Source organism: Streptomyces sp. BR1 (assembly GCF_052373795.1).
Taxonomy (GTDB): Bacteria; Actinomycetota; Actinomycetes; order Streptomycetales; family Streptomycetaceae; genus Streptomyces.
This window is the reverse complement of sequence record NZ_CM126252.1, coordinates 296,636-322,415: the sequence shown is the minus strand read 5'-3', so window position 1 is coordinate 322,415 and position 25,780 is coordinate 296,636. Positions and strand designations below refer to the sequence as shown.

The window sequence follows — 25,780 nt, the reverse complement described above, 5'->3', positions numbered from 1 at the left end:
CCTTCAGGTTGCTTCAGCGAGGCTTCAGCATGCGCCTCGCAGCATCTGACGCAGCCGGGCGCAGCGCCCGGCTGCCAGATCGCGAGGAGCAGTCCGATGACTCAGTCCAATCCCCAGCCCTCCGAGGGCCCGGCGGGCCCCGGTGAGGCGGCGGCCGACACGACCGGCAAGGCGGCCGCCCGCCGCGGCCGATTCGTCCGGCTGACCCGGCAGGGGCGCACGCGATGGGTGGTGCTCGGCGTGGTCGTCCTGCTCGGCGCGGGAGGTGTGGCCGCGGCGGTGGCGGAACACCACCACGAGGGTCACCGGGGTGGGTACGCCGCCGAGGCCCGGGGTCACCACGGCGAGCGGGGTGCGGACGGCCGCGGGCAGAAGATGCGCGGTGAGCGGCCCGGCGGCGGACAGGGCTGGGGCCGCATGGGCCACGGCCCGGCCGGCGGCGGATTCGGCCAGGCCCCCGCGCCGCTGCCCGCGCTCACGGCCGCGCAGGCCGTGGACAAGGCGGCGGCCACTGTCTCCGGGGGCAAGGTCGAGGCGCTGCGGGTCGTGGCCCAGCAGGGCGGCGGCAGCGCATGGCAGGCCGTGGTCCTCGGTCCCGACGGCGTGCGCCACGAGGTGACCCTGGCGGGCGCCGACGGCACGGTGACCAGCAACACGGTCGTCGGGGGAGCCCCGGCCGCCAAGGGCTGATCAAGGGGGGAGGGGCGTCGGGCGCAGGTGGCCCGACGCCCCTCACCGCTATCCGTCCCCGCGATCCGCGGTGTCCGCCGTGAGCCCGGAGACGAACCACTCGGGACGGTTCTTCCGGAGCTCCGACAGCGCGGGCAGGGTGTCGGTCAGCGTGTTCTGGAGCGGATAGTGATTGCACTCCTCGATCTTCACTTCACGGCCGCCGAGGCGAACGGTCATCGTCAACACCTCATACGCTCCCACCGCGTCCCCCGCGCCCCAGCTCTCCCAAGCGGAGTCAGTGGAGAGGCGTACCTGCTCCACGCAGGAGTAAGGGATGCTGAGGGGGATGAAGTTGGTGCGAATGGTGATGCGCGCGTCGGTGAACGCGATCATGCCCGACGTGCGGCCGTACCAGCCCACATTGACGTAGCCGATGAGCTGTTCGTCCCCGTAGATCGCGCATTTGCTCTTGACCTTGCCGATCTGTCTGGCGGTCTTGCGTGTTTGGGTTCCGCCCTCCGGCACCAAGGGGATGCCGGTGTCGGCCAGCAGCATGCGCAGGGCGTCGACGAAGGAAGCCGGCTCGCACCGGTGCTGCTCGATATGGGCGTCCACCTGGGCTCTGTCGAAGCCGTAACGGTTCTTGCCGGACACCTGGCTGAAGTAGGGCGCTCTCGCTCTCCTCCGGCGACGGGGGTCGGCGACGAGGGCGATCACGTCGAGCCGGTACGCGTCGACCTGTTCGATGTCGTATCCGGCGCCCTTGACCGGGTCGAAGTGGGGACGCCCGGACGGCGTCGTCGGTGACGCCGTGGCCGACGGTTCAGCCGACGTGTTCGTGGGCCGTGCCGGGCTGGTCCGGTCGGTGTTGCGTACGAAGGGGAAGTGGGACGCGCTGTCGGTGGTCAGCCGGTTGGGCGCGGGCAGGCCCGCGTGCCGCAGCCGCGCCGCGAGATGCGGGTAGATCGTGTCGAGTGTGAGCCACGGCGACTCGCCGGGCAGTCCTGACCGTACGAGTTCGAGAAGCTGGCCCGTGAACGAGGTGGGAACCGCGCTCTGCTCCGCGAGGGGCGGCACATGGGCCACTTCCAGGTCGGCGGCGGTGAGCGTGTACACACCTCTGGCCGCCACGGCGTTCACCGTGTCCGAGCCGAGGGCTTCGATGGCGCGCCCGGAATAACAGCAGTCGAGGATCACGATCTTGGCGGCGGCGGGACTGTCGAGCAGCGCGCTCTTCACCCTGCTGTATTCGATGCCGGTCAGATCGGGGTCCTGGGGATCGGTGTCGTGGACGGTGAGGATCAGTTCGCCGGACGAGCCGATGTGGCCGTGGCCGACGTAGTACAGCAGCAGTGTTCCGGTCGTCTGCTGGGCGAGGCGGCGGATCCGGCGGACCGCGTCGACCGCGTTGGGCGGCTGCTCGGCTGTGACCTGTGCGGACGGCCACCCGCCGAGGGTGGGATCGATGAGCATGTCCCGCATGGCACGCAGGCTGTTCGCGGCGGCGGGAACCGGGAGAATGCCGGGGTGCTTGAAGGCGGAGGCCCCGAGCAGCAGGGCGTGGGACCCGTCGAGGCCCGTACGGAGTTCACTCACCGGTACCGCCACTGGCACGGATTTGCCGCAGTATCTCCTCGATGATCGGTGCGGCCTGCGCCGCCGCCGCGTCCGCCACGCCCAGCCGGTACGTGGATCCGTCCGGCAGCGTCATGTCGAACTCCACCGCCGGACGACGGCTCTTCAGCCACGCGGTGAGCGACTGCGCCAGGGCGACGGCGACGCCGCCCGATCCGACGGCGATGCTCACCACGTCCAGTACGCCCGTGGAAAGGTCCTCCGGCCCGGCGGGCTTGTACTCCGGCCGCACCTGGCCCGCCAACTGACGTTCGGACCGCAGCCACCGGAACAGCGCCACGAGCTCCAGTACGCCCTTGTCGCCGACGGCACCGATCTTGACTTCCATCGAACCCCCCACTGCCGCATGCCCGTTGCACCGCACGCCCCTTCCCGCCCTCCGCTTCCGCGCTCGACGGGATGCACGACAGTGTCCCAACAGGCGACTCGCATGTCCTGAATTCGCGGAAGCCGACATGACGTTTGTCATGCGGGGCTGGTGTCCGGAGACACTGATGGGGTGTCAGGGCCGGCCCGTACTGTCAAGGGCATGGAGATCGACAAGAACACCGAGTCCGCACCGTCCACCTCGTCCACCGCGCGCCGTACCGAGTGGAGCCTGTCGCTGCTGGGCGGGATCAAGCGCCGTGGGGCGTTCGAGGCGCGGGAGCGCACGGTGCATGTGGCCGCCGTGGGCGGGGCCAAGCTCGACCACACCGACGCCCAGCTGCCCGCCGGGCCGACGCACCTGGTGAAGGCGGCCGTGGTCGGCGGTGCGGAACTGGCCTACCCCGAGGGCGCGTCCGCCGAGGTCGACGCCTTCTCGGCCATCGGCGGCGTCGACCTGACGGTGCCCGCCGGGACGACGGTGGAGGTGCGCGGCTTCTCGCTGCTCGGCGCGCGCAGCAGTGGTGTGACGGGGGAGCCGGGCGGTCCGGTGGTGAAGGTGCGTTCGTACTCGCTGGTGGGTGGGGTGAAGGTCCGTCAGGGCGAGTAGATGTGGTCTGACCGGTACGGCAACGGGCCCCCGGAAACAGATTCCGAAGGCCCGCCACTGTTTGCAAGAGGCTTTACGGCAGAGTCCACCGCTGGTTGGCACCGCCGTTGCAGTCCCAGATCTCCAACTGATTGCCGTTGGTCGTGTCGGCCCTCGGGACATCGAGGCAGCGTCCCGACTGCACGCTCACCAGGGAGCCGTTGGACTGCGGTACCCACTGCTGGTTCTGCCCGCCGTTGCAGTCCCACAGCTCGACGAGTGTGCCGTTGAGCGTGCCCTGTCCCGTCACGTCGAGGCACTTGCCGTTCGGGCCGCCGAGCCGCAGCATGCCGTTGCCCCACGACCAGACCTGCGCCCCGGTGCCGTTGCAGTCCCACAGTTGGACGCGGGTGCCGTTGGTGGTGGCGCCCGCGTTGTCGTCGACGCACTTGCCGGTGAGGCCGGACGCGATCGGGCCGAGGTGCGGCGGTGACGGTGTGCCCGGGGTGAGCGCGAAGTTGTCGAACTGGTCGGTCTGGTAGCCGGTCACACCGAGCCCCGCCTGGCCGCTGGTGAACGAGTAGTCCTTCGCGCTGCCGAGCGGCGATCCGTCGGCGTATGCCGTCAGCGTCGCGTCCTGCATCGTGAACGACAGCTTGTGCCACGTACGCAGGTTGAGCGGGCTCGTCGTCCCGCTCGCCAGCGTGGTGAAGTGCCATGACGTATCGCTCTTGTCGATCGACCAGGCGCCGTTGTCGCTGATACGGAAGTGGTACGCGTTGAGGCCGTTGTTGTTCCGCCCCTGCTGGCCGACCCGGCCGAGCAGTTCCACACTGCCGGACTGCTCCAGCATCGCGTCCGCGGAGACCGTGTAGTTGTCCCACGAGCTGTCGCCCATAAACGTATAAGGCGCGTTGTACGGCTCGTCGGTCCAGCGGATCGGGACGGTCGGGGCCATCTGCCGCAGACAGGTGCCGGCGCGGCCGCCGCCGCAGGCCACGGTCTGGAAGGCGCCGTTCATGTCGGTGAAGTACTTCGGGCTGGTGGTGGCCGCCGGCGTCTCGAAGGAGTCGGAGTAGGGCAGTTTCATCGCGGCGGCGGCCGGGGGAGTGGCCGTGCCCTTGCCCTGACCGGTGGTCGTGGTGAGGGTGTATACGTGCCCCGGTTGGAGGGTGACGGTGTACGTGCCGGACGATGACGGTGTGACGTCCTGACCTCGTACGAAGTAGTCGGAGTGGTTGGCCGAGTTGAGGTCGGTGGACCAGACGTGGACGGTGCCGTTCGACAGCCCACCGGCGACGGTGAACGTCGCGGTCTGGGCGGCGGTGGCGTCCATCGTCTCGATGACGGTGGAGTAGTCGGAGTTGTTGGTCGACTTCAGTGACACGTAACTGCCATTGGCCCGGTTGCCGCCGAGGAGGCCGCTCGCCGAGTCGATGTAGCGCCAGCCCGGCTGGACGAACTGGGTGGTGTGCGCGGTTACCCAAGTGGTCTTGCCGATACTGTAGTTGCCGGACCAGGGTTGCGCGGCGATCGACATACCGTCGGTCGAGAAGTAGAGGTTCGGGTAGAGCGCGGCGACGACCGGCCAGTTGATGTACGAGGTCATCTTGCCGTCGATGTAGTCGCGGTTGATCGCGCGGGCGACGGCCTGGGCGCCGGCGTCGGCGTCCTCGGAGCCGTTCTCGCTCGCCCACAGCGGTTTGCCGAGTCCCTGTGCGGTGGGTGTGCTCGGGCAGGACTTGAAGTCACCGAGGTAGCCGCAGGGGTAGTGGACGCCGACGATGTCGACGGCGTTCTTGAACGCGCTGTCGGTCGCCATCGCGTCGGCGACGTCCCATCCACTGTCGGCCGCGACGACTTTGGTGCCGTACCCCTTGGCGACAAGCGCGGACTTGAGGTTCTTGTACCACCCGGCGTTCCAGTTGCGTTCGTTCCAACCGCCGAGGTAGTCGATGGTGAGGTTGTGCTGCTTGGCGCACCCGAACCAGGACATCAGGTAGTTGACCATGTCCTGGGACCAGAAGTTCCCACCCCCGATCCACCCCGGCGCGCCCCAGGCCAACCCGTACAGCTTGATACCGGGGTTACGGGCCTTGGCCTGTTCGGCGAGCCACCACTCGTAACCCTGGTTGCAGTCAACGGAGTTGGCCGTGTGCATATGGCTGGCCTCGGCGCCGTCGGTGGAGTTGGTGTCACCGCCGATCTCGATCTTCAGTACCTGGAGGGAGGCGCCGTATCCGGGTTTGAAGAGGTAGTCGAGTAACTGGCTGCGCTGGGGCTCGGGGTAGTCGACGAGGAGTCGGGTGTTGCCTCCGCCGCCGCTGATCGCTCCGACACCGTCGAAGGTGAGGCCGGGTTCTGTGCCGTCGATGGTGACGGAGGTGGTCGTGCCTGTCGTGCCTGTCGTGGCGCGGGCGACGGGTGGGCCCCAGCCCGTGAGGGCGCCGATCAGGAGCGCGAGGAGAGCGAGGAGGGTTGGTCCCCGATGTCTGGCTATGGAGGTTGTGGAGATCATGTCGACTCCACGGAGGTTGGATTGACCGTGATCGAGCTGCGCCCCTGGGTGGCTGGTTCTCATGGATGCCCATGATCGAGCAACTTTCAACACAGGCAAACAGATTCACTCATGCGTGGGAGATGGTGGGGGAATCTGAGGGCGGTGTCAACGGGTGGGGACGAATGGGGGGCGTGCGCGCCCGGGACGGCGTGCCGCTGGCCGCCCAGTAGGCGGCCCGTGCCCGATGCTCAGCTCTGCTTGAGCGTCACGACGACGGAGCCCGGTCCGAAGCCGAGGTCGCCGTTGGAGACGGTGACAGCGGTGGGAGCGGTACCGACCGGAAGCTGACAGGCGGCCCAATCGGGCCCGCTCTCATGCGGGTTGAGCCCGTTCTCGGGACCCTTGCCGTGGTGACTGTTCTCGTAGGCCATCGGTGGTGTTGGCGGTTCCCCGATGGCGTCGTAGAACGCGGTCATGACGCTCGCGTCGAGAGCACCGCCACGAGTGCCCCGGCGGCCAGCGTGGTCAGGTGTGGTGACTCTGCTGCAGTACGGCCGCACGCGCCTCCTGGAGCTCCGTACTCTGAGGCTCATGCGCGAGGCGAGCAGGGTGGGGGTGAACGGTAGCGGGATTCGGGACGGAACGGCCCCGGAGCGATTGGTGGTCAACTCCTGAGCCTGACGTATATGCGACTGGCTGAGGTGTTGGCGGGGTGATGGAAGGTTCACAGCCAGCGCATTGGCGCACCAGGGGCAATGGTCTCTGGTGCGGCTCCAGTTGGGGTGGGGCAGCGGGGCTTCCTCGTCTTGCCTGAGGCCGGTGGTCGGTGCTTCGGCTTCGAGCGCGCGTGGTGGGAAACCCCTCCCTCGGCTCAGCCGGTCTTGACGTTGATCGCGCCGCTGCTCGTGGTCACGTCGAGGTGGTGCGGGCCCGACGGGTCGTCGTCGATGGCGACCTCCTGGCCGCCGCTGTGGCTCTGCGTGGTCACCCGGTACCTGCCGTCCGGGACGGTCACCGTGACGGCGCCGCTGCTCGCGTGTGCCTGGACGTCCTCGGGCGAGGACGCGTGGAGGTCGATGGCGCCGCTGGACGACTTGGCCTTGATGGGACCGCCGTTGAGTCGCTTCCCGGTGATCGCGCCGCTGGACGCATGTATGTCGACCGCGCCCTTGACGTCGTCCAGGTCGATGGCCCCGGACGAGGTCGACACGGATACCGCGCCCGTGTGGGACAGTTGGACCGCCCCGCTCGACGTCCCACCGGTCACCGGGATACCCGCCGGCAGGTCGACCGTGTACGCGACCGAGCAGTCGTCACCGCAGCCGCTCAGCACCAGGACGCCGTTCTCGACGTGGTGCGTCGGCCCGGGGCGGTCACCGTCGTACTCGACGTATCGGTGCAGGTCCACCTTGGTGGCGCCCTCCTTGCCGCGCAGGGTGACCGCACCGGAGCCACTGTCCAGGCGCACCGACGTGATCTTCTCGGACACCGTGGTGTCGTCGTCGAAGTGGTCACGCAGCATGCCGCACGCGCTGAGCCCACCGAGGGCGATTCCGGTCGTCGCGACGGCAGTGAGCAGTCGGAGGCGCGCACGCATGAAGTATTCACCGTTCCTGAGAGTGTGTAGGGCGTCCCCTCCTGGGACGCCCCAACGCTATGCGGGTAGTTGGCCGCCCGCCATGGGGTAAACCCCCGGATTCGAGGTGGCATTAACTACACCTTGACCTCAAGTTTGGTTCAGCTTCTACCTTCATGGTCATCGGCAGCAGCCAACCAAGGAGGCATTCCTATGACCACGTCCACGACGAGCTCCGCCGTCCCCGCGCACTACCGCAACGCCGTGATCGCTCACATCATGCTCGATGGTGCCGGCGGCGCGATCGACTTCTATGTCGCCGCGTTCGGCGCCGAGGAGTTGTTCCGTCTCGGTGGTCCGGACGGGCGGATCCTGCATGCCGAGGTGGGTATTCAGGGGTCCACCATCATGTTGGGCGACGCCGAGGGGCCTGTTTTCCGTGCGCCTACCGCCGTCGGGAGCACCACCGTGGGGTTGCACGTCTTCGTCGAGGACGTGGATGGGCTTGTGGAGCGGGCCGTTGCGGCCGGGGCCGAGTTGCTGCAACCGCCCACCGACCAGTTCCACGGTGACCGCACGGCCATACTCCGGGATCCGTACGGGCACGTATGGGTCTTCCTCACGCATGTGGAGGATCTGACCCCGGACGAGATCGCGCGTCGGGCGGCGCGGCTGCGTTGAGGAGCGTTTCGGCCGCGGTGGTGCGGGCGTAGAGGACCGAGCGGCCGGCTCGGTGGGCGGTGACCAGGCCCGCGTTGCGCAGCGCGGTCAGGTATTGGGACACCCCCGCCGGGGACAGGCCGGTGCGATGGGCCAGTTGGGTGGTGGAGGCCGGGGTGTCGAGTTCGGCCAGCAGGCGGGTTCGTGAGCGGCCGAGTACGGCGGCGAGAGCGTCGGTGTCGGGGGTGGGGCCCGGGGTCCAGAGGGAGCCGATGCCCCGTGCTGGGTAGGCGAGTTGGGGTGGTTCCGGTGGTGCGACCCTGGTGATCAGACGCGGCCCCGTGAACGCCGAAGGGACCAGCAGCAACCCCGGGCCCGACGTCGTGCGGGACAGGGGTTTGCTGCGGCGGTTCAGGTGCAGCGCGCTGCCGTCCCACCGCACCGCGCTGTGCAAGTCGTTGAGTACATGGCCCGCGCCGTGCTCGGCGACCTGACGGGCCCGGTGGAAGGTGTCGGTGTCCAGCACCGCGCGGATGCGTGCCCAGTACGGCGCGAGGGCCAACTCCCAGTATGTCTGGATCTCTTGGGTGAGTCGGTCCAGGTGGGTGTGCGGGTCTTGGTGCAGCGACCGCAGTCGGGGGCCGAGGCGTTCCTGGTGGTACTCCAGGTGGTCGAGGTCCTTGCGGATCCGTTCGATCGGCGCGTCCTGGACGGCCGCCAGCTCCGCGGCCGGTGTCGGCGTCGGTCCTGCGGACGCCGGGTTGAGGAAGTACGGGAAGAAGCCCGTCGGCGGGATCAACTCCGCGAGCCAGCCCCGATCAAGACCGGCCGCCGCCACCCGTGGCCGGACCTGCTGGATCCAGGGGCCATGCACCGGGTAGGCGGACGGGTGCTGGGACAGCAGCCGGAAGCTCGTCACCACCTGCCACATCGGCGAGACGGCGAACCGCACTTGCGCCAGATCGCTCGCCGAGAACTCCAGCTCCGCCAGGACGACCACCCTCATCAGGATTCACGTATATCTGAATCAGTGGCGGCCACTCTAGCCCGTACAGATCATTCCGACATGACCTCAAGCACCGACAGCCCCGCGATCACCGCCGCCGCATCCGGCACTTGGACCCTCGGCGACCTCGTCGTCCACCGCATCGGCCTCGGCGCGATGCGGCTGCCGCAGCACGGCGAGGCACTGGTGCCCGGCGCCGTCCCGCGCGACCGCGACCAGGCGATCCGCGTGCTGCGCCGCGCCGTCGAGCTCGGGGTGAACCACATCGACACCGCCGCGTTCTACTTCTCGCCGCTGCGGTCCGCCAACGAGCTGATCAACCGGGCGCTGTCCCCGTACACCGACGATCTCGTGATCGTCACCAAGGTCGGTCCGGGCCGGGACCCCTCGGGTGGCTGGCTGCCCCATGCCGACCCACGGCGACTGCGCGGCCAGGTCGAGGAGAACCTTCGTCAGCTCGGCCGCGACCATCTGGACGTGGTGAACCTGCGCATCGTGGGCGCCGATTCGATCGCCGAGCGGTTCGGCGCGCTGGCCGAGCTGCGCGAGGCCGGGCTCATCCGCCATCTGGGCCTGTCCAACATCCGCCCCCACCACCTCGCCGAGGCCCAGGCCATCGCGCCGGTGGTCTGCGTCCAGAACATGCACGGCATCGGGGCGTCACCCGAGCAGGACGAGCTCCTGCGTACGTGCGGTGAACAGCGCATCGCGTTCGTACCGTTCTACTCGATCGCCGGTACCGGACGCCAAGCCGGTGCGACCGCCGACGACGGCGGCACGGTGCACACCATCGCCCGCGCCCACGGAGCGAGCGCGGCGCAGATCCGGCTGGCCTGGACCCTGCACCAAGGCCCCAACGTCCTGGCCATCCCCGGCACCGGCGACCCCGACCACCTCACCCAGAACGTGGCCGCCGGCGCCCTGCGCCTCTCCGAGAGTGAACTCACCGCCCTGGACGCCCGCCCCGACGCCGTCACCACGTAAAGCAGGCGCCAACCCCCTCACGCATCCGCCACCGAATCGAACTCCACCTCCTCCCGCCCCACCCCCTGCGCATCCGCGTCCACCGACCTCCGCAGGGCCTCGTGGAGCTTGGCGGGGGTGAGGACGCCGACGAAGTGGGAGCCGTCCAGGACCGCGACCCAGCCCGCGTCGTACTGGAGCATCTCGCTGAACGCCTGCTTCAGAGGGGCGCCGACCTGGACCCAGGCCTCCATCCGGCGGGCGAGGTCGGCGACCGTGCCCGGGGTGCCGGCCAGGGACAGCTCGTCCGTGGAGACCCAGCCGTGGAGTTCGCCGGACGCGTTGAGGACGACCGCCCAGCGTGCCTCGGTCTCGCGCAGACGGGCGGCCGCGGCCTCGGCGGGTTCGTCCAGGCGGGCTACTGGCGGCTGTTCCAGGTCGGCCTCTTCCACCGTTGTTACGGAGAGACGCTTCAGGCCCCGGTCGGCGCCCACGAACTGGGCCACGTACGGGGTCGCCGGGGCGCCGAGGACCGCCGCCGGGGTGTCGAACTGTTCGATGCGACCCTGTCCGTACACCGCCATCCGGTCACCCATCCGTACCGCTTCCTCGATGTCATGAGTGACCAGGAGGACCGTCTTGCGGACCGTCGCCTGAAGGCTGAGGAACTCGTTCTGCAGCCGCTCGCGCACCACCGGGTCCACCGCGCCGAACGGTTCGTCCATCAGGAGGACCGGCGGGTCGGCGGCCAGAGCGCGCGCCACTCCGACGCGCTGGCGCTGACCGCCCGACAGCTGGGCCGGATAGCGCGCGCCGAACGTCTTCGGGTCCAGACCCACCAGGTCAAGGAGCTCCGCCGCCCGCGCCCGCGCCTTCGCCCTCTTCCAGCCGACGAGGGCCGGGACGGTGGCGGTGTTGTCCAGGACCGTACGGTGCGGGAACAGCCCCACCTGCTGGATGACGTAACCGATCCGGCGGCGCAGTTTCACCGGGTCGAGCGACGCGATGTCCTCGCCGTCCACCAGGATGCGGCCGGACGTGGGCTCGATCAGGCGGTTGACCATCATCATGGTGGTCGTCTTGCCGCAGCCCGAAGGGCCGACGAGGGTGACCAGTTCCCCCTCGCCCACATCGAAGGACAGGCCGTCGACGGCGCTCGTACCGTCCGGGTACACCTTGCTGACCTGCTCGAACCGGATCATGGAACCACGCTAGGAGGGACGGGGGCCGTACGCACACCGACCACGGCCGGGCGAGGGCGACCTCATTGAGGCCCGCCGGGGTCCTTCGGGCTTCGGTGAAGATCGTTCCGCCTCGTAAGCTGCCCTCATGACAGACCAGTTGGAGCAGTTGGAAGAGATGCCCGACGACTGGCAGCGCGCGCTGGCGGTCGTCGCCCACCCGGATGACCTGGAGTACGGCTGCGCCGCGGCGATCGCCGGATGGACCGACGGCGGCCGTGAGGTCACCTATCTGCTCGCCACCCGTGGCGAGGCGGGCATCGACGGTGTCGAGCCCGCCACCTGCGGGCCGCTGCGCGAGCGGGAGCAGCGGGCGAGCGCGGCCGTGGTCGGCGTCTCGGCGGTCGAGTTCCTGGACCACCAGGACGGCGTGATCGAGTACGGCATCGGGCTGCGCCGGGACATCGCGGCCGCCATCCGCCGGCATCGGCCCGAGCTGGTCATCACCCTCAACCACCGGGACACCTGGGGCGGCGTCAGCTGGAACTCGCCCGACCACCGTGCCGTCGGCCGGGCCACGCTCGACGCCGCCGGGGACGCCGGAAACCGCTGGATCTTCCCCGAGCTCGCCGAGCAGGGGCTTGAGCCGTGGAACGGTGTGCGATGGGTGGCGGTGGCCGGTTCCGTCTCGCCCACCCACGCCGTCGACGCGACCGCCGGTCTCGAACGCTCGGTGGACTCCCTCATGGAGCACCGCAGCTACATCGAGGGCCTGACGAGCGAGGACCCCGAGACGTACTGCCGCACCTTCCTGACCGGCAACGCCGAGCGCGCCTCGGCCCGGTTCGGCGGCCGCCCGGCGGTGTCCTTCGAGCTCTTCCCGCGCTGACCGCAGGGTCTGTTCGGGGGTTCCCGCGCGCGGCCGTGGGCCGATATTCTGACGGACCGTCAGTGCATCAGCCCACGGCCATATGCCCCCGTACACGAGGCGAGGCGACCGCGCGATGATCGACACCCTGGACCGGGAGATCCGCGACGGCGAGGAGCGGATACGTCTCGACGTCACCGAGCACGGAATCGGCGTCCTCACCCTCTGCCGCCCCGGCACGCTCAACGGCTGGAGCTGGGAGTCCAGCCGTCAACTCGGCCTGCTGGCCGACCGCATCCGCTTCGACGACTCGATCCGGGCCGTGCTGCTGCGCGCCGAGGGCCGGGCCTTCTGCGCCGGGATCGACGTCACCACCCCCGGCGGCGCGATCACCGGCCGCTCCCCGGCCGAACGCACTCACCGCTACTACGAGGGCATCCGCTGGGTGCACGAGCGGTTCGCCGTGTTCGCCCGGCTGCCGCAGCCCGTGGTGGCGGCGGTGCAGGGGTACTGCCTGGGCTTCGGCTTCGAGCTGGCGCTGATGGCCGACATCAGGATCGCCGCCGAGGACGCCGTCTTCGCGCTGCCGGAGGCGCAGCTCGGCGTCGCCGTCGACGCGGGCGGAGATCTGCGCATCGCCCGGGACGCGGGCGCGGGCTGGGCGAAGTACCTCGCCCTCACCGGCCGCCGTATCGACGCGCCTACCGCCGAGCGGCTCAACATCATCCAACTGGTCGTATCCGATGGCGAGTTGGAGCAGCGGGCGCGCGAGATCGCCGAGCAGATCGCCGACAACGCGCCGCTCGCGGCACGCGGGGTCAAGCGGAACATCGACGCCTTCGCCGACGCCGGGATGGCCGAGGCCCTCGACCGTACGGCCATGGCCGCCGCACTCACCCTCACCTCCGAGGATGCCCGCGAGGGCTACACCGCCAAGGCGGCCCACCGCCCGCCCGCCTTTGAGGGTATGTGACGTCTCGCCCCTCAAGGATCACCCCTCGAAGGGGCCCCTGCCCAACTGCTCCCGTACGGTTCGCACCGGCGCCGCGACCACCGTCCGCCGCTGCCAGTTCGCGCCGTCCACCACCAGGGTGTGACCGCTGATGAAACGGGCGTACGGGGAGGCGAGGAAGGTCGCTGCCCAGCCGAGCTCATGGGGCTGTCCGACCCGTAACGCGGGCTGGCGGGCGGCGAGTTCGCCGGATGACTCCGCCGTGTCGAGTCCGGCCCGGATCGCGTCCGGCAGGTCCGGGTGCGGGAAGAGACCCGGGACGAGACCGTTGACCTGGATGCCGTACGGTCCCCACTCCACCGCCAGCGTCTCCACCAGATTCCGCACACCGGCCTTCGCCGCCGCCGAGTGCGCATGCCCCGGACCGCCCGTCCACGCGTAGGACGCCCCCACGTTGATCACCGAACCGGGCGTCCCCGCCGCGAGATGGCGGCGGCCGAACTCCCGGGTCATGAACCAGGTCCCGGTCAGCGTGATGTCGACGACCACACGCCAGGCGTTGGGGGACAAGTCCTCAGCTGGAGAAGGGAAGTTGGCGGCGGCGTTGTTGATCAGGATGGCCGGCAGTCCGACCGTCCGCTCGGCCTCGTCGAAGGCCTCGCCGACCTGCTCCGGCTGCCGGACGTCGCACACCGCCGTCACCACCCGGCCGCCGAGGGCCGCCAACTCCTCCCGTGCTGCTTTCAGCCGCTCCTCGGTACGCCCCACGATCACCAACTCCGCGCCGAGCCGGGCGAATTCGGCCGCGATCGCCTTGCCGAGCCCGGAGCCACCGCCGGTGACCAGGACCACGGTCCCGTCGTACGTTCCCGGCGGCAGTGCGTGGGTGCCCGGTGGGGGAGGGGCGGGGAGGCCGGGCGGTGCGGAGTGCGTGCTCTCGTCCGTCATGGCGGCATGCCTATCGGGCGACGGTCGAAAACGCCATGGCCGTGCCGAGTGCGAAGACCGATGCGGATTGCGATGACGTGCCGGGTTGACAAGTGGTCTTGCCGATTCTGCAATGGGATGTATGGATGAGGAGCGGGAACTCGACGACGTACTGAACGAGGTGGGGCCCCGGCTGCGGCGGATCCGTAAGGATCGGGGCGCCACGCTCGGGGATCTGTCGGCGGCCACCGGGATCTCCGTGTCCACGCTGTCCCGGCTGGAGTCCGGGCACCGTCGGCCCAGTCTGGAGCTGCTGCTGCCGATCGCCCGGGCCCATCAGGTGCCGCTCGACGATCTGGTGGGCGCGCCACCGGTGGGGGATCCCCGGGTGCGGGCCAAGCCGATCGTGCGGGGCAGCAAGAGCATGTTGCCGCTCACCCGCCAGCCGGGCGGGCTCCAGGCGTACAAGGTGGTGGACCGGGGCTTCGGCACGCAGCCCGAGCCGAGGATCCACGAGGGGTACGAGTGGCTGTATGTGCTGGCGGGACGGCTGCGGCTGGTCCTTGCGGAGCACGATGTGGTGCTGGCGGCGGGCGAGGCGGCCGAGTTCGACACACGGTTGCCGCACTGGTTCGGACCCGCCGGGGACGCGCCGGTGGAGTATCTGAGCCTGTTCGGGCCGCAGGGCGAGCGGATGCACGTACGGGCGCGGCCCAAACAGCCGTAACCGCTCGATCCGCACACGCCCTCCCAGCCACCCGCGTGGCTGATCCTCGCCCCGATCGCCGTCACCTGTTCCCTCAGCGGCAAGCGACCGCTTAGTATGCCGCTGAGCAAGGGTACGCAGCGGTACCGCCTACAGCGCGTGGAGGCTCCGAATGCAGGCATGGCGAGTGCACGAGAACGGCGAGCCGGGCGAGGTGATGCGCCTCGAAGACGTCGAGCCGCCCGCGCCGGGACCGGGGCAGGTCCTCCTCAAGGTGCGTGCCGCGAACATCAACTTCCCGGACGCGCTGCTCTGCCGGGGGCAGTACCAGATCAAGCCGCCGCTGCCGTTCACGCCCGGTGTGGAGATCTGCGGCGAGACCGAGGACGGGCGGCGGGTCATCGCCAACCCCGTGCTGCCGTTCGGTGGTCTCGCCGAGTACGTGGTCGCCGACGCGGCGGCGCTGCTGCCCGCGCCCGACGCGCTGGACGACGCCGAGGCGGCCGCCCTGCACATCGGCTACCAGACCGGCATGTTCGGGCTGCACCGCAGGGCCAACCTCCAGGAGGGCGAGACGCTGCTCGTGCACGCCGCCGCCGGGGGTGTCGGCAGCGCGGCCGTCCAGCTCGGCAAGGCCGCCGGGGCCAAGGTCATCGGCGTGGTCGGCGGGGCCGAAAAGGCCGCGATCGCCCGGGAGCTGGGCTGCGACCTGGTCATCGACCGGCGGACCGACGACATCGTGGCCGCCGTGAAGGAAGCCACCGGCGGACGCGGCGCGGATGTCGTCTACGACCCGGTCGGCGGTGACGCGTACGCCAAGTCCGCCAAGTGCGTGGCCTTCGAGGGCCGGATCCTGGTCGTCGGCTTCGCCAGCGGCAACATCCCGGCGCCCGCGCTCAACCACGCGCTGGTGAAGAACTACTCGATCGTCGGTCTGCACTGGGGGCTGTACGCGCAGAAGGACCCGGCGTCGATCCTGCGCTGCCACGAGCAGCTGACCGAGCTCGCCACCAAGGGCGCCGTCAAGCCGCTCATCAGCGAGCGCGTGTCGATGAAGGACGCCGCGGCCGCCGTGCAGCGCGTCGCCGACGGCACCACCACCGGCCGCGTGGTCGTGGTCCCGGAAGGGGCCCTGTGATGAGCGAGCAATGCGACGCCGACGAACTGCGGGCGCGTACACAGGAGTTGCTCGCCGCGCACCCGCCCGCCACCACCGACGCGATCGACTTCCTCAAGGCCCGGTTCGACGCCGGGCTCGCCTGGGTGCACTACCCGGTCGGCCTCGGCGGGCTCGGTGCGCCGCGCTCGCTGCAGAGCGTCGTCGACGCCGAGCTGGAGGCGGCGGGCGCGCCCGACAACGACCCGCGCCGGATCGGGATCGGCCTCGGCATGGCCGCGCCCACCATCCTCAAGTACGGGACGGACGAGCAGAAGCAGCGGTTCCTGCGGCCGCTGTGGGTCGGCGAGGAGGTGTGGTGCCAGCTGTTCAGCGAGCCCGGCGCCGGATCCGACCTGGCGGCGCTCGGCACCCGGGCGGTGTGTGAGGGCGAGGACTGGATCGTCAACGGGCAGAAGGTGTGGACCTCCAGCGCCCATCTCGCCCGCTGGGCCATCCTGATCGCCCGCACCGACCCCGATCTGCCCAAGCACCAGGGCATCAGTTACTTCGTCTGCGACATGACCGACCCCGGTGTCGAGGTGCGGCCGCTGCGCCAGATCACCGGCGAGGCCGAGTTCAACGAGGTCTTCCTCACCGATGTCCGCATCCCCGACGCCCACCGCCTCGGCGGGATCGGCGAGGGCTGGAAGGTCGCCCAGACCACGCTGATGAACGAGCGGGTCTCCATCGGCGGGATGCGGCTGCCCCGCGAGGGCGGGATGATCGGGCCGGTCGCGAAGACCTGGCGCGAGCGCCCCGAGCTGCGCACCCACGATCTCCACCAGCGTCTCCTCACCCTCTGGGTCGAGGCCGAGGTCGCCCGGCTCACCGGTGAGCGGCTGCGCCAGCAGCTCGTGGCGGGCCAGCCCGGGCCCGAGGGCTCGGGCATGAAGCTCGCCTTCGCCCGGCTCAACCAGGAGATCAGCGGTCTGGAGGTCGAACTCCTCGGCAACGCGGGCCTGTTGTACTCGGACTGGACCATGCGCCGCCCCGAGCTCGTCGACTTCACCGGCCGCGATGCCGGATACCGCTATCTGCGCTCGAAGGGCAACTCCATCGAGGGCGGCACCAGCGAGGTACTGCTGAACATCGTCGCCGAGCGCGTCCTCGGGCTGCCCGCCGAGCCGCGCAACGACAAGGACATCGCGTGGAAGGACCTGGCCCGATGAGCGAGAGCGCCCCCGATCTGCTGTACTCCGAGGCCGAGGAAGACCTCCGGGCCGCCGTCCGCTCGCTCCTCGCCGACCGTACGGACACGCCGTCCGTGCTCGCCCGCGCCGAGTCCGACACCCCGTACGACCTGGGGCTGTGGCGGTCGCTCGGTGCCGACATGGGGCTCGCGGGGCTTCTGGTGCCGGAGAAGCTGGGCGGCCAGGGTGCCGGTCACCGCGAGGCGGCCGTGGTCCTGGAGGAGATCGGCCGGACCGTCGCCCCGGTTCCGTATCTCACCAGCGCGGTCGTCGCCACCGGGACGCTGCTCGCCCTGGACACGTCGAGTGATGAAGTGGCCGGGCTGGTAAGGGAGTTGGCGGCCGGGCGCCGGACCGCCGCGCTCGCCGTGCCGTTCGCGTACGGGCCCGACTCGCTGCGGCTGCACGGCGGGCTCGACGGTGTGGTGTCCGGCGTCGCCGACGCGGCCACCGCCGATGTGCTGTTCGTCCCGACCGGCCAGGGGCTGTACGCCGTGGAGGCACATGATGCGGTCATCGCGCCGCTCGTCCCGCTCGACCTCACCCGGCCGCTGGCCTCGGTGACGTTCGACGGTGCGCGCGGCACGCTGCTCGCCGACGCGGAGACGGGACGGGCGGCCGTGCGGCGCGGGCTGCTCGCCGGGGCCGGGCTGCTCGCCTCCGAGCAGTTGGGGGTCGCGGAGTGGTGCCTGATGGAGGCCGTCGCGTACACCCGGGACCGTAACCAGTTCAACCGGCCGGTGGGGTCTTTCCAGGCGCTGAAGCACCGGATGGCGCAGCTGTGGCTGGAGGTCGTCTCCGCGCGGGCTGCCGCCCGCAACGCCGCCGACGCGCTGGCGACCGGCAGCCCGGACGCGCCGCTCGCCGTGGCGGTGGCGCAGGCGTACTGCTCGGGCGTCGCGGTGCGGGCCGCCGAGGAGTGCGTGCAGCTGCACGGCGGGATCGGGATGACGTGGGAGCACCCCGCGCATCTGTATCTCAAGCGCGCCAAGTCGTCCCAGCTCGCGCTGGGTTCGGCCGGCGAGCACCGGGCGGCGGTCGCGGAGATTGTGGGGCTGCCCGGACCGGCATAGTGCACGGCGAGTGTCCCGTTTTTGACCACCCCTTTGCGGACTGTTTAAAGTGCGAGCTGTTGCGAGTAGCTCGCAATAACAGTTGATCTTCAACAAGGGGTGTGGGGCATGGTCGCCCGTTCGATCCGTGGAGCGAGGCGAGGGGCGGGTGCCGCGGCGCTGGCCACCGTGCTGGCCGTCGCCGTGGCCGCCTGCTCGAATCCCGGTGGCGGCCGGGAAAGCGGCGCCAAGGGCTCGGTGGTGGTGGGCATCGCATACGAGCCCGAGACCCTGAGCCCGCTCCTCGGCTACGGCAAGGACGGCAACTCCAAGATCTTCGACGGGCTGCTCACACAGGACGCGGAGATGCGGCTGAAGCCCGCGCTCGCCGTCGCGCTGCCCGAGGTGAGCGCCGACCGGCTGACGTACACGTACAAGCTCCGCAAGGGCGTGAAGTTCAGCGACGGGGAGCCGTTCACCGCCAAGGACGTCGTCTACACCTACACGACCATCCTCGACAAGAAGACCAACAACCCCTCCAAGGGCGAGCTCGACGCCGTCAAGGAGGTCCGCGCGAGCGGCGACGACACGGCGGTCTTCACACTCAAGTACCCGTACGCGCCGTTCGCGCAGCGCACCGTGCTGCCGATCGTGCCCGAGCACGTCGCGGGCAGGCAGGACGTCAACAGCGGCGCGTTCTCCTCGGCGCCCATCGGTACCGGCCCGTACACGCTGGTCAAGTGGTCCCGGAACGAGAAGATCACGTTCCAGGCCAACCCCTCGTACTGGGGCGGCGCGCCCAAGGTGAAGAAGTTCACCATGGCGATCGTCAAGGACGACGACGTACGCGCCACCCGGCTGCGCTCCGGCGACCTCGACGGCGCGATCCTGCCGCCCAACCTCGCCGAGGGCTTCGCGAAGGACAAGCACAAGAAGACCCACACCGCGAAGACCTACGACTACCGCAATGTGACCCTGCCGACCGGCAACAAGGTCACCGGCGACACCGCCGTGCGCCGCGCCCTCGATCTCGCCGTCGACCGCAAGGCCATGGTCGACAAGATCCTGGACGGCGCGGGCAAGCCCGCCTACGGTCCGGTCCCGACCGGCAGCCCCTGGTTCGCCGAGGGCACCGAGCGGCCGTACGACCTCGCGAAGGCCAAGAAGATCCTCGACGACGCGGGCTGGAAGCCAGGCGCCGACGGCATCCGCGAGAAGGACGGCACGCGCGCTGCCTTCCCGCTCTGGTACCTCTCCGGTGACAAGCTCCGCCAGGACCACGCCCTCGCCTACGCCTCGGACGCCAAGAAGGCGGGCATCGCCATCACCACCCAGGCCGGCACCTGGGAGGTCATCGAGCCGAGGATGAAGCAGGACGCGGTCCTCGCGGGCGGCGGCTCGCCCGGCGACCCCGACTTCGACCAGTACGCGTTGCTCAACTCCGCGCTCGCGGGCGACGGCTTCAACAACATGGCGTCCTACGCCGACCCGGCCGTCGACAAGGCGCTCGACGACGGCCGCAAGAGCGGGGACACCGCCGCGCGCAAGGCCGCGTACGACAGCATCCAGCGCGAGCTCGTGAAGAACCCCGGCTACACCTTCCTCACCCACATCGACCACCTCTACGTCGTGAACGACCGCTGGGACGGGCTCTCCACCCAGACCGAGCCGCACGACCACGGCCTCGCCTCCGGCCCGTGGTGGAACGTCGAGACCTGGGCGCCGAAGAAGTGAGCCGCCGCCTCCCCTGGGGGCCGATGGCACGGATGGCGGGGCGGCGGACCCTGTTCGCCGCCCCCGTCCTGCTCGTGGTGACCTTCGGCGTCTTCGCCGTCGCCGCGGCCTCGCCCTTCGACCCGGTCAAGGCCTACGCGGGCACCGCCGGGCTCACCGCCTCGCAGCAGAACCTGGACCAACTGCGCGCCAACCTCGGCGTCGACGAGCCGCTCGTGACCCGCTGGTGGGACTGGCTGACCACCGCCCTCACCGGCGACCTCGGCGACTCCAGCGTGCTGCGCCAGCCCGTTGCCGACGTCATCGGCGAACGCCTCGGCTGGTCCGTGCTGCTCGCCGCCACCGCCTTCCTGGTCGCGATCGTCCTCGGCACCGGCCTCGGTGTGCTCGCGGCCCGCCGCTCGGGCGGCTGGCTCGACCGCTGCGTCAGCTCCCTCGCGTACACCCTGGAAGCCGCGCCCGCCTTCTGGCTCGGACTGCTCGCCATCTGGTTCTTCGCGCTCAAGCTGGACGTGCTGCCCGCCGGAGGGCTGACCGATACGGCGAGCGACACGATCGCTTTTGATCAGGTGACGAGCCACCTGGTCCTGCCCGCCGCTGTCCTCGGCGTCTCTCAACTGCCCTGGTTCTTCCTGTACGTACGTCAGGGCGTCGCCGACGCGCTCGACGAGGATCCGGTGCGCGGGGCACGCGCGCGTGGGCTGAGCGAGCGGACCGTTCTGCTCGGGCACGCCCTGCGCTCCGGGATGCTGCCGATGCTCACCCTCGTCGGCTCGCGGGTGCCCGAACTCATCACCGGCGCCCTGCTGGTCGAGACGGTCTTCAGCTGGCCCGGCATCGCCGCCGCCACCGTGCAGGCCGCCACCTCCGTGGACTTCCCGCTGCTCGCCGCGCTGACCGTGCTCGCCACGGCGGCCGTGCTGCTCGGCAACCTCGTCTCCGACCTTCTGTACGGGCTCGCCGATCCGAGGGTGGGCTTCGATGGCTGACGCCACTCACTCCACAGAACCCGTCTGGCGTTCGCGCGGACGGACGCGCCGCTCCACCCGGACCCTGCGGGTGCGTTCCTCGGCCGTGGTCGCCGTCGCGGCTGTGCTCGCGGTGCTGGTGGTGCCGCCGCTGGTCCACCTCGACCAGCAGGCCGTCGACCTCTCGCAGAAGCTGCTTCCGCCGTCCTGGGAGCACCCGTTCGGCACCGACGACGTGGGCCGCGATCTTCTTCTTCGCTGTGTGTACGGGCTGCGGATCTCGCTCCTCGTCGGGGTGGTGGCCGCGCTGGTCGCCACCGTCGTCGGCACGGTCGTGGGCGCGGTGGCGGCGGCACTCGGCGGCTGGACCGACCGGCTGGTGATGCGGCTAGTCGACGTCTTCTCGTCGGTGCCCCATCTGCTGCTCGGCATCTTCGTGGTGGCGATGTTCCGGCCCGGCGTCTGGCCGGTGATCGCCTCGGTCGCGGTGACGCACTGGCTCTCCACCGCCCGTATCGTCCGCGCCGAGATCCTCTCGCTGCGCTCGCTCCCCTATATCGACGCGGCGATCTCCGGCGGCGCCTCCCGGCTGCGCGTGACGGTCCGCCATCTCCTGCCGGGCGTGCTGCCGCAGGCCGGGCTCGCGGCGGTGCTGATGGTGCCGCACGCGATGTGGCACGAGTCGGCGCTCTCCTTCCTCGGCCTCGGCCTGCCCAGCCACCAGGCCAGTCTCGGCAACCTCGTCCAGTCGGCGCGCGGCTCGCTGCTCGCGGGCGACTGGTGGCCGACGCTCTTCCCCGGCCTGCTGCTCATCGTGCCCACCCTGGCCGTCGCGGGCCTGGCCGGCGCCTGGCGTGAACGGCTCAACCCGCGCCGCCGATCGGAGCTGACGCTGTGACCACCGTCCTTTCCGTACGCGGTCTGTCCGTGCGCTTCCGGATGCGCGGCGGCCGCCATGTCGCCGCCGTCACCGACGCCTCGTTCGACCTGGCGGCGGGGGAGTGTCTGGCCCTGGTCGGTGAGAGCGGCTGCGGCAAGTCCGTCCTCGTCTCGGCCCTGCTCGGACTGCTGCCGGGCAACGCCGAGACGGCGGGCAGCGCGGTCCTGCACGGCGGCGACCCCATCGACCTGCTCACCGCCGACGAGCGAACCCTCGCGCGTACGGTACGAGGACGCCGCGTCGCCCTCGTACCGCAGAGCCCGGCGGCCCATCTCACTCCCGTACGCACCATCCGGGCCCAACTGGCCGAAACCCTGCGGGAGTTGAAGGGCACGCCGAGAGGTGAGCTGCGCGCGGCCACCGAGGCGGCCGCCGAGCGGGCCGCGTTCCCGCTCGGGCACCTCGACCGTCATCCGCACGAGCTCTCCGGCGGGCTCGCCCAGCGCGCCGCGACCGCCATGGCGCTGATCGGGGACGCGCCGCTGCTGCTCGCCGACGAGCCGACGACCGGGCTCGACCGCGACCTCGTGGACCGGACCGCCGACGAACTGCGCCGCTGCGCCGACGACGGCCGGGCGCTGCTGATGATCACCCACGATCTGGCGGCGGCCGAGCGGATCGCCGACCGGGTCGCCGTGATGTACGCGGGGCGCGTCGTCGAACTCGCCGACGCGGCCTCGTATTTCGGTGGGACCGGACCCCGCCACCCGTATGCTCGGAGCCTGCTCGACGCGCTGCCGGAACGGGCGTTCACGCCCATCGCGGGCATGCCGCCCGAGCTGGGCGACCTGCCGGCGGGCTGTGCGTTCGCGCCCCGCTGCGAACGGGCCACCGGCCGGTGCGGCACGCCGCCGCCGTTCGACGGCCGGGTCGCCTGTCACCACCTGGAGGAGCCCGGCCGTGCTTGACCTGAAGAACATCACCGCCGGGTACGAGCGCGGCGAGCCGGTCGTACGGTCGGTCAGCCTCGGCATCGCCCCCGGTGAGGCGGTCGGACTGCTCGGCCCCAGCGGCTGCGGCAAGTCCACGCTGGCCCGGGTCGCGGCGCTGCTGCACCGCCCCGACGGGGGCACGGTGACACTCAACGGCGTACTCGTCACCGCCTGGCGCCATCGCGCGCCGCGCGAGCTGCGCACGGCTGTGGGGGTCGTCTTCCAGTCGCCCCGGCTCGCCGCCGATCCCCGGCTGCGGCTGCGCGAGATCGTCGCCGAGCCGCTGCGGGCGACCGGGCGCCAGATCGAGGTCCGCGAGCGGGTCGACGAGCTGGCGGAGATGGTCGGCCTCGGCGGCGACCTCCTCAACCGCCGCCCCCACGAGGTCAGCGACGGCCAGCTCCAGCGCGCCTGCCTGGCCCGCGCCCTGGTCCTGCGGCCCCGGCTGCTGGTCTGCGACGAGATGACGGCGATGCTGGACGCGTCGACGACGGCGGCGCTGGTGGCGGTGGTCGAGCGGTACCGGACTGTGTCGGGTGCGTCGTTGCTCGCGGTCGGGCATGACCGGAAGCTGCTCGACCGGTGGTGCGACCGTACGACGGGTTGGGCTGAGCTGTAACGTCACTTCAGTCACACGAGTGCGCTGCTGTGATGTGTTGTTTTCGGCTGCGGACCGTGGGTGGCTGGTCGCGCAGTTCCCCGCGCCCCTAAAGGGACGCGGAACAACCGGCCAACTCTGTGAACGGCCCTGCCCGTCCGCCCCGCCCCACCCCCATACTCGGTCGAGTCCCGCCGTCCCTCGTCCCATCACCCACGGGAGAGACCTCATGGCTCGACTGACCCGCCGCAGTGCCGTCGCCGCCCTGGCCGCGGCCGCCGCCGGAGCCGCCATCGCGCCCGCCGCGGCCGCGGACGAACGCACCGGCCGCCCCACCGGGCCGAGACCGCTGCGCAGGACCCACGCGCACAACGACTACGAGCACCCGCACCCCCTCTTCGACGCCCTCTCGCACGGGTTCACCAGCGTCGAGGCCGATATCTTCCTGGTCGACGGACAACTGCTGGTCGCCCACGACCCGACCCAGCTCGACCCCACCCGTACGCTCGAAAAGCTGTACCTCGACCCGATGCTCGCCCGCGTCCGGGCCAACCACGGCTCGGTGTACCGGGGTTACCACCACTCCGTACAACTGCTCGTCGACATCAAGGCCGACGGCGCGGCCTGCTACGAGGAGCTGGACCGGCGGCTGCGCCCGTACCGCCGGATGCTCAGCGGTTACGCGCACGGCCGCACCCACCTGGGAGCCATCACACCGGTCATCTCCGGCGACCGGGCCGCCCGCGTCCCCATGGAGGCGCAGAAGTCGCGCCTCGCCTTCTACGACGGACGGCTCGACGACCTCGGCACGGCCGCGACCGCCGACTTCATCCCGCTCATCAGCAGCAACTGGACGGAGAGCTTCAGCTGGGTCGGCGCGGGCCCGTTCCCGCCCGCCGAGCGGCAGAAGCTGCGCGCGATCGTGACACAGGCCCATGCGCACCGCCAGCGCGTACGGTTCTGGGCGACCCCGGACCTGGCCGGGCCCGAGCGGGACGCCCTGTGGAGCGAACTGCTCGCCGCCGACGTCGACTACATCAACACCGACGACCTCGCGGGCCTGGAAACGTTCCTGCGCGCCCACGGCGAGTAGCCGGGCCGCGGTCGCCTCCCGCACCTCACGTCACCCGCAGTCAACACCCGTACGGCGGACACGCCATATGCCCGGCCCGTCCGCCTCCTCCGCCACACTGGCCGCCGAATGCCGCAATTCCGGCGCGGTGGAGGAGGTTGGCCATGGCCATTTCGATCTCGGTGGTGCTGTTGCTCGTGGTGCTGGCGGTGATCTTCCTCCGCAGCGGCGGCCTGAAAGCGTCGCACGCCATGGTCTGTGTATTGCTCGGCTTCTTCCTCGCCGGGACGAGCATGGCGCCGACCATCCAGGACGGCCTGAACGCCACCGCGAGCGTGGTCGGTAGCCTCAGACCGTGACAGCGGCCCGACAGAAGATCACCGCCGAGGCGCGCCGCGCCCGCCTCGGCCCCCGCCATCTGCTCACCCCCGGGACCCGGGCGAAGACCCCGGAGGCGGTCGCGGACGCGCTGGTGGCTCTGCATGCCACCGACCCCGCCACGGTCCATCTGTCCGTGGCCGCCCGTATGAGGACCGCGTCCGTCGCGGAGCTGGAGCGCGCCCTCTACGAGGACCACTCGCTGGTACGGATGCTGTGCATGCGCCGCACGATGTTCGTACTGCCGACGGCGCTCGCCCCGGTGGCGGATGCGGCGGCCGCACGGGCCGTCGCCGTCCGGGAGCGCAAGAACCTGGCGAAGGTGATCGAGGAGCAACTTGGCTTCGACGGTAAGTGGTTCGCCGCAACGCAGGAGGCCGTACTGACCGCCCTCGCGGCCCGGGGCGAGGCGACAGCGGCCCAAGTGGCCGACGACGTGCCCGACTTGAAACGTCAGATCGTCATGGCCGAGGGAAAACCCTACGAGGCGAGGCCCCGCATCACCAGCCGCTTCCTCGGCGTTCTCGCCGCCGAAGGCCGTATCCGGCGCGGCCGCCCGCTCGGCAGCTGGGCCTCCAGCCAGTTCCGCTGGACGGTCGCCGAACCGCACCCCGACCTTCCCGTCGACGAGGCCAGGACCGAGCTCGTAGCTCGCTACCTCGACGCGTTCGGCCCGGCCACCACCGAGGACGTGAAGTGGTGGACGGGCTGGACGCGGACCGAGACCCGCAAGGCGCTGGCCGGCACCGACGCCGTGGCCGTCGACCTGGACGAGGGCCCCGGCCACGCCCTGCCCGACCAGCTGGACGCGCCGCCCGCGCCCGAACCCTGGGCCGCGCTGCTCCCCGCCCTCGACCCCACCCCGATGGGCTGGCGCCACCGCGACTGGTACCTCGACACCGACCACAAGGCCGAACTCTTCGACAAGACCGGCAACATCGGCCCCTCGGTGTGGTGGAACGGCCGCATCGTCGGCGGCTGGGCGCAGCGCCCGGACGGTGAGACCGTCACGCAGGTGTTCACGGATGTGGGCGCCGCCGCACGCCGGGCCGTCGACGCCGAGGCGGCCCGGATGGCGGAGTTCTTCGGGGACGTACGCATCCGCCCGAGCTTCCGCACCCCACTGGAGCGGCGGCTCTCGGCGCAGGGCTGATCG

26 protein-coding genes are annotated in these 25,780 nt (G+C 70.7%); 18 read left to right on the top strand and 8 right to left on the bottom strand.

Annotated elements, in window-relative coordinates; all coding sequences use genetic code 11:
* Nucleotides 1-96 precede the first annotated feature (96 nt).
* Nucleotides 97-690, top strand: coding sequence for a hypothetical protein (locus ACT1U9_RS01475; RefSeq protein ID WP_444536530.1), 594 nt, complete (start codon nt 97-99; stop codon nt 688-690).
* Nucleotides 691-738: 48 nt separating this feature from the next.
* Here ACT1U9_RS01475 and ACT1U9_RS01470 read toward each other — a convergent pair whose 3' ends face one another.
* A complete protein-coding gene (locus ACT1U9_RS01470) occupies nt 739-2,268 on the bottom strand; it encodes a caspase family protein (RefSeq protein ID WP_444536529.1) in 1,530 nt (509 codons plus the stop codon).
* A complete protein-coding gene (locus ACT1U9_RS01465; protein ID WP_444536528.1) occupies nt 2,261-2,635 on the bottom strand; it encodes an effector-associated constant component EACC1 in 375 nt (124 codons plus the stop codon). Before ACT1U9_RS01465 ends, ACT1U9_RS01470 begins: the two co-directional genes overlap by 8 nt.
* Nucleotides 2,636-2,836: 201 nt before the next feature.
* Between ACT1U9_RS01465 and ACT1U9_RS01460 the strand changes: the two genes are divergently transcribed.
* Complete coding sequence (locus ACT1U9_RS01460) at nt 2,837-3,283, top strand: hypothetical protein (RefSeq protein WP_444536527.1); 447 nt, start codon at nt 2,837-2,839, stop codon at nt 3,281-3,283.
* Between the two features lie 73 nt (nt 3,284-3,356).
* Here the strand turns inward: ACT1U9_RS01460 and ACT1U9_RS01455 are convergent, their stop codons facing one another.
* The 3 genes from ACT1U9_RS01455 to ACT1U9_RS01445 all read right to left on the bottom strand — a co-directional run bounded on the left by ACT1U9_RS01455 (nt 3,357) and on the right by ACT1U9_RS01445 (nt 7,359).
* The gene (locus tag ACT1U9_RS01455; RefSeq protein ID WP_444536526.1) at nt 3,357-5,780 is read right to left on the bottom strand and encodes a ricin-type beta-trefoil lectin domain protein; all 2,424 of its coding nucleotides are present in this window, start codon (nt 5,778-5,780) and stop codon (nt 3,357-3,359) included.
* A 230-nt stretch (nt 5,781-6,010) separates the two neighbouring features.
* Nucleotides 6,011-6,238 (bottom strand): hypothetical protein, encoded by a 228-nt coding sequence (locus ACT1U9_RS01450; protein WP_444536525.1) that lies wholly within the window; start codon nt 6,236-6,238, stop codon nt 6,011-6,013.
* Between the two features lie 395 nt (nt 6,239-6,633).
* Nucleotides 6,634-7,359: a DUF4097 family beta strand repeat-containing protein gene (locus ACT1U9_RS01445; RefSeq protein WP_444536524.1), complete on the bottom strand. Its 726-nt coding sequence runs from the start codon at nt 7,357-7,359 to the stop codon at nt 6,634-6,636.
* Nucleotides 7,360-7,551: 192 nt separating this feature from the next.
* On the opposite strand from ACT1U9_RS01445, the gene ACT1U9_RS01440 reads away from it, so the two are divergent.
* On the top strand, nt 7,552-8,019 hold the full coding sequence (locus tag ACT1U9_RS01440) for a VOC family protein (RefSeq protein ID WP_444536523.1): 468 nt from the start codon (nt 7,552-7,554) through the stop codon (nt 8,017-8,019).
* On the opposite strand, the gene ACT1U9_RS01435 is transcribed toward ACT1U9_RS01440, so the two are convergent.
* Nucleotides 7,958-9,004, bottom strand: a complete 1,047-nt coding sequence (locus tag ACT1U9_RS01435) for a DUF5937 family protein (RefSeq protein WP_444536522.1) — start codon at nt 9,002-9,004, stop codon at nt 7,958-7,960. The two genes, ACT1U9_RS01440 and ACT1U9_RS01435, sit on opposite strands and share 62 nt — an antisense overlap.
* A gap of 60 nt (nt 9,005-9,064) precedes the next feature.
* Between ACT1U9_RS01435 and ACT1U9_RS01430 the strand changes: the two genes are divergently transcribed.
* A complete protein-coding gene (locus ACT1U9_RS01430) occupies nt 9,065-9,988 on the top strand; it encodes an aldo/keto reductase (protein ID WP_444536521.1) in 924 nt (307 codons plus the stop codon).
* A gap of 17 nt (nt 9,989-10,005) precedes the next feature.
* On the opposite strand, the gene ACT1U9_RS01425 is transcribed toward ACT1U9_RS01430, so the two are convergent.
* Nucleotides 10,006-11,169: an ABC transporter ATP-binding protein gene (locus ACT1U9_RS01425; RefSeq protein WP_444536520.1), complete on the bottom strand. Its 1,164-nt coding sequence runs from the start codon at nt 11,167-11,169 to the stop codon at nt 10,006-10,008.
* 127 nt (nt 11,170-11,296) lie between these two features.
* On the opposite strand from ACT1U9_RS01425, the gene ACT1U9_RS01420 reads away from it, so the two are divergent.
* Nucleotides 11,297-12,037, top strand: a complete 741-nt coding sequence (locus tag ACT1U9_RS01420; protein ID WP_444536519.1) for a PIG-L deacetylase family protein — start codon at nt 11,297-11,299, stop codon at nt 12,035-12,037.
* Between the two features lie 115 nt (nt 12,038-12,152).
* Nucleotides 12,153-12,989: an enoyl-CoA hydratase/isomerase family protein gene (locus ACT1U9_RS01415; protein WP_444536518.1), complete on the top strand. Its 837-nt coding sequence runs from the start codon at nt 12,153-12,155 to the stop codon at nt 12,987-12,989.
* A gap of 18 nt (nt 12,990-13,007) precedes the next feature.
* On the opposite strand, the gene ACT1U9_RS01410 is transcribed toward ACT1U9_RS01415, so the two are convergent.
* Nucleotides 13,008-13,916 carry an SDR family oxidoreductase gene (locus tag ACT1U9_RS01410; protein WP_444536517.1) on the bottom strand — a complete coding sequence of 303 codons (909 nt, stop codon included), beginning with the start codon at nt 13,914-13,916 and terminating at the stop codon, nt 13,008-13,010.
* Nucleotides 13,917-14,028: 112 nt separating this feature from the next.
* Here ACT1U9_RS01410 and ACT1U9_RS01405 point away from each other — a divergent pair, with 112 nt between their 5' ends.
* The 12 genes from ACT1U9_RS01405 (at nt 14,029) to ACT1U9_RS01350 (ending at nt 25,777) form a co-directional block, all read left to right on the top strand.
* Nucleotides 14,029-14,622, top strand: coding sequence for a helix-turn-helix domain-containing protein (locus tag ACT1U9_RS01405; RefSeq protein WP_444536516.1), 594 nt, complete (start codon nt 14,029-14,031; stop codon nt 14,620-14,622).
* A gap of 151 nt (nt 14,623-14,773) precedes the next feature.
* Complete coding sequence (locus ACT1U9_RS01400; RefSeq protein ID WP_444536515.1) at nt 14,774-15,739, top strand: NADPH:quinone oxidoreductase family protein; 966 nt, start codon at nt 14,774-14,776, stop codon at nt 15,737-15,739.
* Nucleotides 15,739-16,929, top strand: a complete 1,191-nt coding sequence (locus tag ACT1U9_RS01395) for an acyl-CoA dehydrogenase family protein (protein ID WP_444536514.1) — start codon at nt 15,739-15,741, stop codon at nt 16,927-16,929. Before ACT1U9_RS01400 ends, ACT1U9_RS01395 begins: the two co-directional genes overlap by 1 nt.
* On the top strand, nt 16,926-18,023 hold the full coding sequence (locus ACT1U9_RS01390) for an acyl-CoA dehydrogenase family protein (RefSeq protein WP_444536513.1): 1,098 nt from the start codon (nt 16,926-16,928) through the stop codon (nt 18,021-18,023). Before ACT1U9_RS01395 ends, ACT1U9_RS01390 begins: the two co-directional genes overlap by 4 nt.
* Before the next feature lie 108 nt (nt 18,024-18,131).
* Complete coding sequence (locus ACT1U9_RS01385; RefSeq protein ID WP_444536512.1) at nt 18,132-19,736, top strand: ABC transporter substrate-binding protein; 1,605 nt, start codon at nt 18,132-18,134, stop codon at nt 19,734-19,736.
* 23 nt (nt 19,737-19,759) lie between these two features.
* The gene (locus ACT1U9_RS01380) at nt 19,760-20,725 is read left to right on the top strand and encodes an ABC transporter permease (RefSeq protein WP_444538975.1); all 966 of its coding nucleotides are present in this window, start codon (nt 19,760-19,762) and stop codon (nt 20,723-20,725) included.
* Complete coding sequence (locus ACT1U9_RS01375; RefSeq protein WP_444536511.1) at nt 20,718-21,602, top strand: ABC transporter permease; 885 nt, start codon at nt 20,718-20,720, stop codon at nt 21,600-21,602. The genes ACT1U9_RS01380 and ACT1U9_RS01375 overlap by 8 nt, the downstream gene beginning before the upstream one ends.
* 41 nt (nt 21,603-21,643) lie before the next feature.
* Entirely contained in the window at nt 21,644-22,552 is a 909-nt protein-coding gene (locus ACT1U9_RS01370; protein WP_444538974.1) for an ABC transporter ATP-binding protein, read from the top strand.
* Entirely contained in the window at nt 22,545-23,195 is a 651-nt protein-coding gene (locus ACT1U9_RS01365) for an ABC transporter ATP-binding protein (RefSeq protein WP_444536510.1), read from the top strand. The genes ACT1U9_RS01370 and ACT1U9_RS01365 overlap by 8 nt, the downstream gene beginning before the upstream one ends.
* 208 nt (nt 23,196-23,403) lie before the next feature.
* Nucleotides 23,404-24,267, top strand: coding sequence for a phosphatidylinositol-specific phospholipase C/glycerophosphodiester phosphodiesterase family protein (locus tag ACT1U9_RS01360; RefSeq protein WP_444536509.1), 864 nt, complete (start codon nt 23,404-23,406; stop codon nt 24,265-24,267).
* A gap of 143 nt (nt 24,268-24,410) precedes the next feature.
* Nucleotides 24,411-24,605 carry a hypothetical protein gene (locus ACT1U9_RS01355; protein ID WP_101391222.1) on the top strand — a complete coding sequence of 65 codons (195 nt, stop codon included), beginning with the start codon at nt 24,411-24,413 and terminating at the stop codon, nt 24,603-24,605.
* On the top strand, nt 24,602-25,777 hold the full coding sequence (locus ACT1U9_RS01350; protein WP_444536508.1) for a winged helix DNA-binding domain-containing protein: 1,176 nt from the start codon (nt 24,602-24,604) through the stop codon (nt 25,775-25,777). Before ACT1U9_RS01355 ends, ACT1U9_RS01350 begins: the two co-directional genes overlap by 4 nt.
* Nucleotides 25,778-25,780 lie beyond the last annotated feature (3 nt).